Raw genomic sequence first — 14,036 nt, forward strand, 5'->3', positions numbered from 1 at the left:
GCGCAAACATCAACCTTTTTTGTTATGTGGATAAGCAAGTTAGGACTATCGCGTTCTCTCTATACTCTCTTGCTATACAACCATATTTTCACCTCGTTACCATCTTGAGTAAGGTATTCAAGTGATCGTAATCGATTCCTGCTTCAATAATTTTCGGATATGAAAACTCGGATCTAGGAACTCAAGGTCATTTCCCCTATATTAGAATGACTTTATAAGAAAGAATTCCAATGAGCTAAGGAGCGAGCGCAATGACGAAAAGGACCAAGCCAGAGATTTTGGCTAAACAAACTGTCGCTCAATCAAGACTATTCTCTATCGAGTCTCTCGACTTACGCTTTTCAAACGGCGAAGAGCGCACTTACGAACGCATGAAGCCCAGCGGCCGCAACGCAGTGATGATGGTTCCTATTACTGAGCAAGGCGATATTCTATTAGTACGTGAATATGCAGCGGGAACTGAACGCTACGAACTTGGCTTTCCAAAAGGGCTGATTGATCCAGGTGAGCAGCCAAACGAAGCCGCCGTTCGCGAACTCAAAGAAGAGATAGGCTTCGGTGCCAACAAGCTTACTCCGTTGAAGGAAGTGATCCTTGCACCCTCTTACTTCTCTAGCAAAATGACGCTGTTTATTGCAGAAGACCTCTACCCAGAAAAGCTAGAAGGTGATGAGCCAGAGCCTCTCGATATTGTGCGCTGGCCACTTGCTCAAGCCGAAGAACTGTTAACACATCTCGATTTCTGTGAGGCTCGGAGTATTACAGCCCTGCTTTTAAGCCTTCGTGTATTAAACAATAACTAGAACATTCAGGCTCGCTCTAAGAGTAAGAGAACATTTATGCCAATAACAAAAGATTTGTCTCACCTCCTACCCTCTGTCATTGAGATTGCTCGCTCTGCTGGTCAACTCATCTTAGAGATCTACGAGAAAAAGGATTACGAAGAGTTCATTAAGAGTGATGACACTCCAGTAACCAGTGCCGATCTTGCAGCACATAAGCTGATATTAAAAAAACTCAGTGAATTGACGCCTGATATTCCCGTATTATCCGAAGAAGACGCCGACATCAGCCTAGAGCAACGCTCTCAATGGGATCGCTACTGGTTAGTTGACCCACTGGACGGCACCCAGGAGTTCATCGCACGAAGTGGTGATTTCGCGACAATTATCGCCCTAATCGAGCATAACAAGCCAGTGATGGGCGTGGTATACGCACCCGTTTCAGGTGTGAGCTATTACGCTTACAGTGGCAAAGGCGCTTGGAAGATCCCAGACCTTAATGACAGCGTGAAAATCAAAACGCATCGTCACGAGCTGCCAAACCAGTCAATCGCCATGGCGATCAGCCGTCGCCAGGACATCAATCGCATCACTAGCCGTATGAGCTCAGCATGGAATTATGATTTGGTTCCTCTAGGCTCAGCAGCGCTTAAGGCCTGTTTAGTCGCAGAAGGCGCTGTGGATTGTTATCTGCGCCTTGGACCAACCGGAGAGTGGGATACCGCCGCAACGCAGTGCATTGTTGAAGAAGCTGGCGGACGTATCTTAAGTACTCAACTAGAACCGCTTTCGTACAATGAAAGAGAAACGCTAGAAAACCCGAACTTCATTGTACTCGGTGATGCAGATTTACCGTGGGTAGAAATTTTGCAAGGCAAAGACTAGGCGAGTTTGCTCCCTTTAACTGTCAGATATCCTCTAGATTCTCAGAACAAACAAAACGGGCACCTCAGTGAGGTGCCCGTTTTTTATATCTCGTAATTTAGTGACCCTTAGCCGTTTAGCTAAAAACGACCTTGATAAGTAAACTGGTACTTACCTTGGCTATCAGGATTACCCAACCATTTAAGCTGATTTTGCATCGCTGGCGGGAATTCAACACCCGGTTTAAACCACGCTGCAGATGTGTAGCGCTGGTTAGATGTTAGACTCGCTGAGAACTCACTGTCTACTTGAGTGCTCTTCTGAACGCCTTTGGCTGCAATTGTACTGTCTTCACAGGTTATGTCCGCAATCACAGGACCAAGGTCTAACGAACCAACAGGTGAATCGACTGCAGCACCAGACCAAGCCACAGTACCTTCACCAGACTGACACCAAGGTTGAGCATGAACCGCATGCTTGATCGTCAGCTCAACCTGTCCACCAATTGAAACCGGGACTGGAATGGCTGGGGCGTATTTCATCACCTTCATAGCAGGCATTGAGGCTACTAAGTTCTCTGCATACGCGCCACTCATGCTGTACCCGACACGCCCTTTACCTGACAAGTTCATGTCGCTATTACGACCAAAACGAACCGCCAGTTCTGCTTTGGCTTGAAATAGCTTAGAAAACTGGAAGTCCCACTGCACTGAACCGTAATTAACACGCTGCCAGGCGATATTATTGGCGCTGCCCTGCCAAACCGTTCCTTCAACACCTTCAATATTCAAGCCACGCACAGCCGGTGCATGTTTGAGTACAAAAGAGGCCGGTAGATGCAGCAACAGACTAACCGAGAAAAAGACAATAAAGATGCCGCCAAAAAGTAAACCTAACTTCAAAGATAAACCGCGTTTCACATTAACCTCGTTTAAACTGTAGTCGGTTGACCTCAATAACCCCTGGGTTATCGGAGCGATCAATGTCCATAAACTCAACTTCGACACCCTGCTTCTCTTTCAAGTATGTCAGCCAATCTAAGAACTGATTAAAAGGCACAGGTTTCACCCAGACTTGCAGCATCTCGCCACGTGGTTGCACACGTATCAGCTCGATATTAAAGCGACGCATAGAAGCAGGCACAGATTGATTCAGAGGTTGACTGGCACTAATGCCGCCACTGCCTCGTAGTTCAACCACTTCATTGGCTTTATTGGTTACCCAAGCCAGTAGTTGCTTCTCGCTTTGAATGCGGGTCTGCGCAAGTTCAGCTCGCTGACTGAGTGGCTGGATTAGCCCCCAATAAACGACACCGACCACCAATAGAATTGAGCAACCAATCACTAGTCGTTGCTCTCTTTGACTTATTGAAGTCCACCACGCTTGGAGTGGCTCAATCATATTTCTCATCACTGATCTCCTTACGCAGGTTATTGATGGGGTTTAAGAGTAAAGCTGCCAAATACGGCATCACCATTACGATTCAATGGCCCTTGCTCAACGGTAAACTTCTCTTCAAGTTTCACTCGCGCAGTCTCGAAATATTGGAAGTCAGTACTTTTCGCTTCCAATCTCACCTCTGAGCGGTTGCCGTCGTAGCGAATACTATTCACTTCGATGGCTTTCACTTGTCCTAAAGTTTCTGGCAGTAACGCTAGCCATCCAAGTAAGGAATCACCATCACCCGAGCCACCATACTTCTTAGCTTCGTCGTTCATCTGGCGCTTAAGGTAGCTGACCGTCGGAATACGTTGCTTGCCCGGAAGTACGCTTCTAAAAATACGTTCACTCTCCGTTCGGTACGCTTCGGCTTGTGCTTCGTACTGCTGAACCTTTAAGACTTGCTGAGTGACGATCACCGCCACCAGCAAACAAGCTGCGATCGCTACTTTTTGCCATACACGCCAGTACTTACTGAATGAAGATTTGGTTTTAAAGGTGCCAGTCAGTAAGTTTACGCCACTTGTAATGGCTTGTTGGCTCAGTAAAGACATCACCAGTTCCGCAGGTTTAGCTTGCCACTCAATGCCACTTTGCAGTTGAACGTCATCACTTGGCAGTGCGGTGTAGCTAAAAATCGTTGGTGATTGCTCTTCGTCATCTAAGGCAACCCAATCGCTTTGTAAGAACATCGCTAGCCACGCCTCATTGATCGACACTGCTTGATAGTTGCTTTGACGCAATAACCAATGTTGGTCGATCTGCAGCGCACTGATGCCCTGATCTTCTAAAGGCAACGCTAAGGTATCAGGCAATACTTTACAAAAGATAATGTTCGCTTCGCGGAAAGTATCCAGCGCCTGCTTAAGCCAATCACGTTCCACACCACACACTGTCGCGTGCGTTGCGTCTTTCTCTAAAATAGTCAGGTGTAAGTCTTCGATATCTTGTGCGACTTCGTCTTCTAATAAAAACGGCAGCATAGAATCGAACTGGCGAGCAGCACCTTTCGGGATCTCAACACGCTTAATTAAGCATTCATTTCCCGGCAATAAAGCGATACAGCTACGCTTTTCAGCGTAAGGCGTTAACTCATCCAGCTGCTCCCAGCTAGACAGTTCGCCACTTGCTATCACTTCTTGTTGGCTTGTCGACCAAACTAACCACTGCACAGGGCTTTGTGGTTCGCTACTCAGTCGAACGGTCAGAAACTCGCTCACTGATTCCTCCAAAACGACGGCGTACTACCGTCACTGTTTCTCGATTACTACTATAGAAAAGCGTCCGTATACGTACACGTGACTGCTCAACTAATACCTCTGCATCTAGCTCAAAATAGGCGCTATCTACAGTTAAATATGCTTTCGCTTTTTTGCTGACTTCGGCACTCACACCCACAATAGCAGGCTCAGCCATAAACGCATCCACCGTATCCCAACCATCGAATGGGCGTTTGTCTATCAGCTGTTTGGCATCCGATTCACTTAAGCCGGGGGCAAACATCGCTTCCAATAACGGCGCCTGCTTTTCCGTAAGAGTATTCACATTCAAACGGAAATCGTCGCTCGGCAGAGCACAAACAAAGGGGCGAACCTTATTCATCACCTCACCAGTGACTTGATAAACCGAGCGTAGCTCGGACTCATCGGCCATTAAGCCATTCGCTGCCAAATAAGATGGCTTCATCGCCTCATAAGTACTGTCTTCTACACCAGCTGAAGAGGTGGTTCGGGTATCACTATCAACAAATTCCCAGCTTGAATGTGCAATAACCTCGGCCTGATAAGGCTCAACATCTTGGTTTTCCAACAAGGTTTGCCAAACCGTAATTAAATAAGGTGTTTGGTTACTTGAAGTCGTCGCCACACCAGCCAACGCATTGAGATTAAAACATGCCTGAGCATCAACAATACGGCCTTTAACTTGACCATAATCCAACGGGTATACCTGTTCTTCTAACGCCCATGGTTGACTCAAGTTGACGGTATCACTGTCTTTGTAGCTTTGCCTAATGCCGTCTTGCACCAGCGCTTCGACACCAATGCTGTACCAGTAAGCCTGTTGGTAATTCAGTTGATTGCCCACGCGCTTAAATTGAGTAAACAGGCGTTCCGACATACTGCCTGCGATGGTTGCCATTATCGCCAGTAGCATCAGGATAATGATCAGCACAACACCTCGCTGCTTGCGCCCCATGGCAGACCTTGTCAGTGCAAACTTATTAGTTCGATGAGTCATTATTCCCCTCATTACTACTTGAAGAGTCACTGTTTGAAGAATCATCGGCCTGATCTAGCGTGCCACCAGGGGTGAGATAAATACGCTCTATCTCACCATAATCTTTCAAGGTTAGCTTTAACCTTACCGCTTTCGGTAGCGATTTGTCGGCTTGCCACTCTTTCCCCCAGCGGCTTCCGTCATAAAACTCGAATTCCAAGCTTTCAACATCATCAAGCAAAAGCGTAATCACACCTTCTTGACCTGCAGGGGTATCGGGGTAGCGCCACCACACACGCTCAAGCGTTTCTTCTTTAATGCGGTAACCCACTTTGGTGACTTCTCCGCGAGGAAACTGCTGCTGTGGGTTATGCCAGCCAAGGCGAGTAAACATGATGCCAACGCTGTCGGAATCCAGTAAATACTCTTTAATTAAGATCAGCTTAGATGATGCTTCTTCACCATTGGTACGAAATTGTCGTACCGCCATCTGGCGAAAATCATTATCTAAAATGACTAAGCTACGTTGCAGTTGATTTAAACGAGCACTGCGCTCGATTGAAAGCTCGTTGCTGCGTTGAACCTGATTTACTACCTGATAAGCCGCCATGCTTAACGTGGCAAAGATAGCGATCGAGACCAAAACCTCAATTAAGGTAAAGCCTCTCCCTTTCGAAGATAGTCCTTGTTTACGAGGCACACGCTTATTGGCGGACATGCTCTTACTTAGCGACTTGCTCTTAGCTAACGCCACGCTTTTACTTGACCACATAGCTGCGCACCGTGACCACTGGAGAAGCTTGTTTACTGGTTGCCACACTCACATCAAACGCCTTTAATAAATCATCGCTAGTATCGATTGGCGTGACCTTCCAAAACCACTCTCTCTCGGCCAACTCTTGTGTGCCCTGCGCTTTTTTTAGCTTCTCAGGATGCAACATCACCAAAGCCATTTGATTATCAACGACCATAGCCGCGAAGGTTTTTTCTTCTAGATAACTGAGGGTATTGATGTGCTGAGTGACAGCACGAATCACACTGATCGCCGCAGTCGCAAAGATAGCGAGCGCAACCAATACCTCAAGCAGCGTCATTCCTCGAGAACCAAGGGTCATACCACGAGAACGATAAGGAGAACGGTTATTCCTCTTCATCTTCTTCTCCCGGTTCTAGCAGTCGAATCACACCATTGTCCAATACTCGAATACGCCAACCATCTTGTATGGTGTCTCCGGTATTTGGATAAAACGACAATACAAATGGCGTCATTTCAGCACTCGACAAGATGTAGATCTGTGGTGGTTTCGGCTTCTTTTCCTCTTCAAGATCAGCAAACATATCTTCATCAAACAAGCTTCCTGGGTTGAACAACCGATCATCGTCTTCCCATGCGCCACCACCTAAGGTCAGTGACAATGCGAGTTCTTCCGGTAGTTCAGTTAAAGAGGGGATTTTTTCAAAATCGACTTCTTGCCAGCCTTCAGACTTAAGCGCCATCAGTACATAGGTCGATTTCTTTTCATCAACTCGAACGCCAAAATCTAAGCCGCTCAAAATAGCCTCTTCATTGAGTAATTGAACTCGCTGATAAAAGCTTTGAGCGTATTTTTTAGCAACATCTTTGCTATTGGTAGGAATGGTCGCGATCACCGCAACCGCCGTTACTGACAGTAGTACCAACACCAAGAGAATCTCAATCAAGGTGAAACCTGGCTGTGTTTGCTTAGTTTTCACCTTTAGACTCCATCTGTTTACGTCCTACCATCAATAACGAATCAAACAATAAGTTGAAGCTTATTGGAAATCCTGCATGTTCCAGTTGCCGATATCCGCCGCAATACCTTCACCACCTTCTTGGCCATCAGCACCAAGAGTGAAAATATCAATAGTGCCGTTATCACCAGGGCTTAGGTATTGGTACTCGTTACCCCATGGGTCGTTTGGCAGACGCTTGATGTAGCCACCGTCGCGGTAGTTACGAGGCTCTGGGCTGCTTGGCTTAGAAACCAATGCATCAAGACCTTGATCCGTTGTTGGGTAAACGCTGTTATCCAGTTTGTACATATCTAGCGCGTTCTCTAGCGCCACAATATCAGTGATGGCTTTTTGTTGGTCAGCCTTCTCTTTGTTACCCAATAGGTTAGGTACAACAAAGCTCGCCAATACGCCAAGGATAACCACAACAACCATCACTTCTAATAGGGTAAAGCCTGATTGTTTCTTCATTCTGTTTTTCATTATTTTCTCCAAATTACAGACAGCGAGTTGAAGGTAATAATGTCCTTCTTCTCGTTAATCCAAAAACTAACGTCTTATGAGCAGTTGATTAACCACTCATCAAATTATTCATTTCAAGCATCGGCATCAGAGTCGCCATCACAATGAACAGCACTAAGCCTGCCATCAAAGCGATAAGTGCTGGCGTAAAGATACCTAACGCGATATTCACGGTCGATTCAAAGCTTTGATCCTGGTTATCTGCCGCTCTTGTTAGCATTTGCTCTAACTGACCACTCTGCTCACCACTGGCGATCATATGCAGCATCATTGGAGGGAAGAGTTTGGTTTGATCGAGCGCTTTACGCAGGCTTGCCCCTTCTCTAACACTGTCTGACGCCTGCAGTACTTGTTGCTTCACATGGTGATTCGACATTACATCAACCGCAACCTTCATCCCCTCAAGGATAGGAATCGCACTCGAGGTACAGATAGAGAGTGTTCGTGCAAAACGAGAGGTATTAATTCCTTTCGCGATCTTGCCGATCAGTGGAATGCTTAATAGCTTGCGATCCCAACTCATGCGAACACCCGGCTTTTTCAGAGCGGTCTTAATCAACACAATCACACCGATGATCAACAACAGTAATTGGATGCCCCAATTCTGGATAAATTCACTCGATGCCAATAAAAATTGTGTCGATTGAGGAAGTTCTTGGCCCATTTGGATAATCGGTTCAACGATCTTAGGTACCACGGTTGCCAGCAGGAACGAAACAATCGTCACCGCAAACACCACCAGCACCACAGGGTAGATCATCGCTTGCAGCAACTTAGAGCGCATCTTCTGACGGTTTTCTGCGTAATCAGCCAGTCGCTCCAATACCGCATCTAAGTGACCCGATTTCTCACCAGCCGCGACCATGGCTCTAAACAGTTCATCAAAGATATGTGGGTAATCAGCCAAGCTATCGGCTAGCGAATAACCTTCCGTTACCTTCGAACGAACCGCCAGTAACATGGTTCGAATACGTGGCTTTTCAGATTGCTCCGCCACGGCTTTCAAGCACTCTTCTAGCGGCATGCCTGATTGCACCAAGGTGGAAATTTGGCGAGTAATCAAAGCAAGGTCTGGCGTGCTGATACCACGCTTAAAGCTAGTCGAAGGCTGTGCACCTTTCGCTGTTTTGGCCTTGGCTTCGGTCATCTCAACCGGCATCAAGCCTTGTTCTTTTAAGCGCTGGCGAGCCTGACGAGCGTTATCCGCTTCAATCGAGCCCTTTTTGCTCTTACCCTTGGCATCCAGTGCTTTGTATTCAAATGCCGCCATACTAGACTTCCTTGGTCACGCGCATCACTTCTTCTAAGGACGTTACCCCTTTCAGAACTTTGCTCAAGCCATCATCTCGAATACTTGGTGTTGTGCCACGAATTGCTTTCTCAATCGCCTGTTCGCCAGCCTCACTGTGAATCAGCTCTTGTACCGAATCGTCAATCATCAATAGCTCATGAATACCAGTACGGCCTCGATAGCCTTTGTGACTGCAGCTTTCACACCCTTTGGCATGGTAAAGCGTTAGGCTGTCTTTCTTCTTCAACCCAAACAGTTTTTTCTGTTCTTTATCCGCTTCGTAAGGTTCTTTACAGTCGTTACACAGGGTGCGAACCAAGCGCTGAGCCAAAACACCCAGCAGCGAAGAAGAGATCAAGAAGGGTTCGATGCCCATATCACGCAGACGCGTAATTGCACCGATTGCCGTATTGGTGTGAAGGGTCGACATCACTAAGTGACCGGTCAAAGAGGCTTGAACAGCGATCTCTGCGGTCTCTAAGTCACGTATCTCACCAATCATTACCACATCGGGATCTTGACGAAGAATCGCACGTAAACCACGCGCAAAGGTCATATCAACCTTAGGGTTCACTTGTGTTTGACCAATGCCATCAATATCAAATTCAATTGGGTCTTCAACGGTAAGGATGTTGCGTTCGTTGCTGTTAAGCTCTTGCAGGCCAGCGTACAAGGTCGTTGATTTACCTGAGCCTGTCGGACCAGTCACCAAGATAATGCCATGTGGGCGCTGAATCAGCTTACGGAAGTTTTCATGGTTTTCTGCTGTCATACCTAAACTGTGCAAGTCTAGACGAGTGGCGTTTTTGTCCAACAGACGCATTACCACACGCTCACCGTGTGATGAAGGCATGGTTGATACACGAACGTCGACCGCTCGACCACCAATACGCAGAGAAATACGACCGTCTTGTGGCACGCGTTTTTCTGCAATATCCAACTTCGCCATAACCTTTACACGTGACACGAGCAGCGGCGCCAATTTACGGCTTGGTGCAAGAACATCACGCAGCACACCATCAATACGGAAGCGGATCGATAGCGACTTCTCAAAGGTCTCGATGTGTATATCCGAAGCACCCTCTTTGATCGCCTCACCCAGCATCGCATTGATTAACTTGATGATTGGTGCATCATCTTCTGATTCAAGTAAGTCTTCGTCTTGAGGCAGTTCTTCCGCTAGTGAGAAGAAATCATCACTATCAGCACCAATGTCTTCCATGAGCTGACGAGCTTCCGACGAGTCACGCTGATAAGCATCGGTCAGTTTTTTATCAAACTCATCGAGAGTAATCGCTTGTGGCGTGAAACCATTTTTCACAACACGACTCACTTCAATGATCGCCGCCGATTTCAGTGGCTCAACATAATAAAGTATCGGTGCGCGCTCTGGATGTTGATACTCCAACACCATCTTATAGCGATTCGCAAAGCTAAACGGCAAGCGCTGATAAGTACGTGCCGCCCCTACCAATTCAGCCATTATTCTGTTTCCATCTGATCAATGAAGGCTTGAAGTTCAGCCGGGTAATTCATGCTTTCGCCAAATTTAGGCAATACCGGGATGTTATCGTCTGCCATTAATTTCAGTCCTTGCTCAGCCTTGTACAACTGCTCAGCACGGATGAAGTTGTATTTACGCTGCGTGATACCATCGGCTGTCATACCATCACGAATAATGGTTGGTTTGATGAAGACCATTAGGTTCTTTTTCTCAACCTGAGTACTGGTTGATTTGAACAGGTGTCCAAGAACAGGGATATCGCCCAAGAACGGCACCTTAGATTCACTTTCCAGCGCTCGCTCGTCAATCAAGCCACCCAGCACCAGCATTTGACCGTCTTGAACAATCACTGACGTATTTAGCTGACGCTTAGCAAAACGAACATCTACTGCCCCGTTTGCGCCTAATACGTTCGATACTTCTTGTTCTATTTGCAGCTGAACTGAGTCACCTTCATTGATTTGTGGCACGACTTTTAGCTTGATACCCACTTCTTTACGTTCAACCGTTTGGAATGGGTTATCGTTACTTGAGCCTGCGGTCGAGCCAGTTAAAACAGGCACCTCTTCGCCCACAATGAACGACGCTTCGCCGTTATCCATCACGGTGATACTTGGAGAAGATAGGATATTTGAATTTGAATCGGTCGCTACTGCACTGATCAAGGCAGTCCAGTCACCCATCACTACGCTCATTGCCGCGCCATTAACGCCAGAAAGAGCAGAAGCTAACGTTGAGTAGTCACCGGATTCTGTGGTCGTTTCATTACGCAAAAAGGCGCCATTATCATCATAGACTGCGGTGGTCGTTTCAGTGTCTTTCGCTTCTTCTAAACCAACCATTACGCCACCGATTGACGCACCTGTGTTGCCATACTGAATCACAGCACCAGTATCAAGGTTACCCCATTGCACACCAAGGTTAATGCCATCACCCTCTGCCATCTCGACAATTAGGGCTTCAATCAAGACTTGAGCACGACGAATATCCAACTGTGCGATCACATCTTGAAGCGCATTCATGATGTCCGGTTGTGCGGTAATCACCAACGAGTTGGTATCACTGTGAGCGGAGATCATCACTTGGTTACGTTGCGATGAGCTGCCTTTGGTTGAAGATTGCTTTTCTGATTGCAGGTTGTCCGACACGCCTTTCAGCACATCGACTAAATCTTCTGCTTTGGCGTATTTAAGGTAAATTACTTGGTTGTTGCCCTTGGTTGCCATTTCCACATCAAGCTGTTCAATCAGCTTTCTTAAACGGCTACGTACCTTTGGGTCACCGGAAATAAGAATTGCATTAGTACGCTCATCGGCAACCAATTTAGGCTGTAGGAATGCAGGTGTGTTTTTCGCATCAGTGGTTTTGCTTAACGCATCAACGATACGTACCATTTCTGCCGCAGAAGCATTCTTTAGCTCAACGACTTCAATCTCTTTATCACCCGCTTGGTCAACACGCTTGATGATTTCAGCTAAACGGTTTACTACCGCCGCTCGGCCTGTAATAAGGATGATGTTGGCTGGGTCGTAGTGCACAACGTTACCCGCGCCTGCATTGTCGTTTAGTTGACGAAGCAGAGGAGAAAGTTCACGCACCGAGACATTACGAACCGTCACAACACGTGTCACCACGTTGTCGCCTTTGATCGTATCACTGTCTCCAACGACTGGAATTGCCGATGTTTTCGAATCCTTGGCTTTGATGATCTTAAGAACACCCGAGTCCATTTCAACGACCGCGTAGCCATACACCTCTAATACGTTTAAGAAGAAGCTGTAATATTGCTCTTCATTGAGTACGTCATAACTGCGCACATCAATTTTCCCGCGTACCGAAGGGTCAACGATGATGGTCTTCTCTAAGTTGCGGCCAACAATATTAATAAACTCTTGAATGTCAGTGCCCTTAAAGCTGGCACTAAAATCACTCGCGATGGCTGCGGGTGTGCAGATCAAGCTTCCTGCCAATAACCATGCACTTTTCTTAAACCAATGCTTCACGTACTTCTCCTACACTTTCGTCCTTCGTTAGACGCAAAGTTTTAAAATTCAATAAACACTTCATGTTGTTGACCATCTCTCTCGACCACCAGATTTAGCTCTGTTAGTTCTGAGATGGAACGGAATATGTTGCCCATAGCAGCAGGGTCTGTCAGGTCTTGTCCATTTAACTGAGTGGCAATATCTCCGTTTTGGAGCCCAACAGAGTTAAAAAGTTCTGAATCTTTGCCAGGGCTCACACGATAACCAATCACTTTATCGTCACGCTTCACCTGAGACAGTCGAACATATTGGAAGATTTGTTGTGGATCTTGCATTATCTTCGCTTTAATTTCGTCTAGCTTCTCTTCTTCGGAAGCGGGGTTATTGCCACGAACAGAAGAAGTGGTACGAGGTGGCGCAGGTGCTGATACCGCTAAACGCTTGTACTCAATACCTTCAAGCATCAAGGTTTCGTCTCGTCCTGAGTTATCAATGATAACGCGGTCGATTAATACCGCTTTTAACTTGGCTCGAGTGCCTTCAATCTCTTCATTAATTCCGTAGGTCGCTTGCGTGCCGCGATTGGCGATCACCGCTAAGCTCAGTTTTGGATTCGAGCTCGCGACTGCACCCACTAAAACGAGGTTTAATCGCGTCTTAGGCGCATCTTGGATAACTTGCTGTTCAACCACAGCGGGCGTGCTTGGGTTGTAAGCACCAAACATGTTGCTCTGCTGCAAAGAAGAGATATCAAGGGTCGATTGAGGTGCTGAAGACGATGAAGCCGTTGCTGTCCAAGGCGCGATAGTTTGCTCAGCAGGTTCGATAAACCATGCAAGCTGCCCTAAGATCCATGCGGAAGCTGCAATCAATACACAACAGGTCGCTAAGCTTAGTTTCTGCTGAAGTACAAATCCATTCTCTAATAAGCGGCTCAACATAGGAGAATTCCCTACGCGATTTTTGAGCTCTAAAAAGTTCACTTTCCTAGTCCCTTTTCATGACGACAAACGCTGCAAATCATTAAACTTTCAGCTTTTTTATTCATTCGTTCGATACCAAGCTTATTTAAGCAATAAGATCCTGAACTATATCATAGCAAATCGATAAATCGGCATAACATGGCTATTTTGTATTATGACTTGAAAAAAATGCCAACCGCCTCCACTTTAAGCTTCTACTTAATGTGATAAGCATCATCAAAAACATGTTGCGCACTGTTCGTTACAGTTAAACCGCATTCATTTCTAACTGAAAAGGCACTGTCCTATATGAAAACGACTAATGAAGCTGTCAGACTCGATAAATGGTTGTGGGCAGCACGCTTTTATAAAACTCGTTCAATTGCTCGCAACATGGTCGATGGTGGCAAAGTCCACTATAATGGTCAGCGCAGTAAACCCAGCAAAATCGTAGAACTTGGGGCAGTGGTTACCCTGCGCCAAGGGAATGAAGAAAAGACGGTCACCATAGAGAAAATATCCGCACACCGCGGCGGGGCGCCAGTCGCTCAAACCCTCTATGAAGAAACCACCGAAAGCTTGGCAAAAAGAGAAGAGTTTGCACAACAACGCAAGCTAAATGCTCATAGCCCAGCACCAGAACGTCGCCCAGATAAAAAGCAACGTCGTGACATCATCAAGTTCAAGACTCAATAAGCTAGAAGGAATAGCCAA

Annotated in this window: 15 protein-coding genes; 3 read left to right on the top strand and 12 right to left on the bottom strand. The window is 46.5% G+C overall.

The features are described 5' to 3' along the window. Positions 1 to 251: 251 nt before the first annotated feature. Both nudE and cysQ read left to right on the top strand, forming a co-directional pair. Positions 252 to 803: an ADP compounds hydrolase NudE gene (gene nudE, locus LMH68_RS07355; RefSeq protein ID WP_017062476.1), complete on the top strand. Its 552-nt coding sequence runs from the start codon at positions 252 to 254 to the stop codon at positions 801 to 803. Positions 804 to 839: 36 nt separating this feature from the next. Beyond that, positions 840 to 1,667, top strand: a complete 828-nt coding sequence (gene cysQ / locus LMH68_RS07360; protein ID WP_017062477.1) for a 3'(2'),5'-bisphosphate nucleotidase CysQ — start codon at positions 840 to 842, stop codon at positions 1,665 to 1,667. Positions 1,668 to 1,786: 119 nt separating this feature from the next. Here cysQ and LMH68_RS07365 read toward each other — a convergent pair whose 3' ends face one another. From LMH68_RS07365 to gspC, 12 genes are all read right to left on the bottom strand, one after another. Further along, positions 1,787 to 2,566: a type II secretion system protein N gene (locus LMH68_RS07365; protein WP_229648016.1), complete on the bottom strand. Its 780-nt coding sequence runs from the start codon at positions 2,564 to 2,566 to the stop codon at positions 1,787 to 1,789. Between the two features lies 1 nt (position 2,567). Then, positions 2,568 to 3,056, bottom strand: coding sequence for a type II secretion system protein M (locus LMH68_RS07370; protein WP_017062479.1), 489 nt, complete (start codon positions 3,054 to 3,056; stop codon positions 2,568 to 2,570). A gap of 20 nt (positions 3,057 to 3,076) precedes the next feature. Beyond that, positions 3,077 to 4,306, bottom strand: a complete 1,230-nt coding sequence (gene gspL, locus LMH68_RS07375) for a type II secretion system protein GspL (protein ID WP_229648017.1) — start codon at positions 4,304 to 4,306, stop codon at positions 3,077 to 3,079. Further along, positions 4,275 to 5,324: a type II secretion system minor pseudopilin GspK gene (gene gspK, locus LMH68_RS07380; RefSeq protein ID WP_229648018.1), complete on the bottom strand. Its 1,050-nt coding sequence runs from the start codon at positions 5,322 to 5,324 to the stop codon at positions 4,275 to 4,277. The genes gspL and gspK overlap by 32 nt, the downstream gene beginning before the upstream one ends. Then, positions 5,308 to 6,075, bottom strand: a complete 768-nt coding sequence (gene gspJ / locus LMH68_RS07385; protein WP_229648019.1) for a type II secretion system minor pseudopilin GspJ — start codon at positions 6,073 to 6,075, stop codon at positions 5,308 to 5,310. The genes gspK and gspJ overlap by 17 nt, the downstream gene beginning before the upstream one ends. Then, positions 6,062 to 6,457, bottom strand: a complete 396-nt coding sequence (gene gspI, locus LMH68_RS07390; RefSeq protein WP_048612449.1) for a type II secretion system minor pseudopilin GspI — start codon at positions 6,455 to 6,457, stop codon at positions 6,062 to 6,064. The genes gspJ and gspI overlap by 14 nt, the downstream gene beginning before the upstream one ends. Beyond that, entirely contained in the window at positions 6,444 to 7,037 is a 594-nt protein-coding gene (gene gspH, locus LMH68_RS07395) for a type II secretion system minor pseudopilin GspH (protein WP_017062484.1), read from the bottom strand. The genes gspI and gspH overlap by 14 nt, the downstream gene beginning before the upstream one ends. 60 nt (positions 7,038 to 7,097) lie before the next feature. Continuing rightward, positions 7,098 to 7,541 (bottom strand): type II secretion system major pseudopilin GspG, encoded by a 444-nt coding sequence (gene gspG / locus LMH68_RS07400; protein ID WP_017062485.1) that lies wholly within the window; start codon positions 7,539 to 7,541, stop codon positions 7,098 to 7,100. Between the two features lie 88 nt (positions 7,542 to 7,629). Next, entirely contained in the window at positions 7,630 to 8,850 is a 1,221-nt protein-coding gene (gspF, locus tag LMH68_RS07405) for a type II secretion system inner membrane protein GspF (protein WP_048661299.1), read from the bottom strand. Between the two features lies 1 nt (position 8,851). After that, positions 8,852 to 10,354: a type II secretion system ATPase GspE gene (gene gspE, locus LMH68_RS07410; protein WP_102394588.1), complete on the bottom strand. Its 1,503-nt coding sequence runs from the start codon at positions 10,352 to 10,354 to the stop codon at positions 8,852 to 8,854. Then, positions 10,354 to 12,378, bottom strand: coding sequence for a type II secretion system secretin GspD (gene gspD / locus LMH68_RS07415; protein WP_229648020.1), 2,025 nt, complete (start codon positions 12,376 to 12,378; stop codon positions 10,354 to 10,356). The genes gspE and gspD overlap by 1 nt, the downstream gene beginning before the upstream one ends. A gap of 41 nt (positions 12,379 to 12,419) precedes the next feature. Then, entirely contained in the window at positions 12,420 to 13,301 is an 882-nt protein-coding gene (gene gspC, locus LMH68_RS07420) for a type II secretion system protein GspC (protein ID WP_136979216.1), read from the bottom strand. A gap of 330 nt (positions 13,302 to 13,631) precedes the next feature. Here gspC and hslR point away from each other — a divergent pair, with 330 nt between their 5' ends. Beyond that, positions 13,632 to 14,018 carry a ribosome-associated heat shock protein Hsp15 gene (gene hslR / locus LMH68_RS07425; protein ID WP_017090220.1) on the top strand — a complete coding sequence of 129 codons (387 nt, stop codon included), beginning with the start codon at positions 13,632 to 13,634 and terminating at the stop codon, positions 14,016 to 14,018. Positions 14,019 to 14,036: the final 18 nt, after the last annotated feature.

Origin of the sequence: Vibrio sp. F13, from assembly GCF_020806305.2 — a bacterium.
GTDB classification, from domain to species: domain Bacteria; phylum Pseudomonadota; class Gammaproteobacteria; order Enterobacterales; family Vibrionaceae; genus Vibrio; species Vibrio crassostreae_C.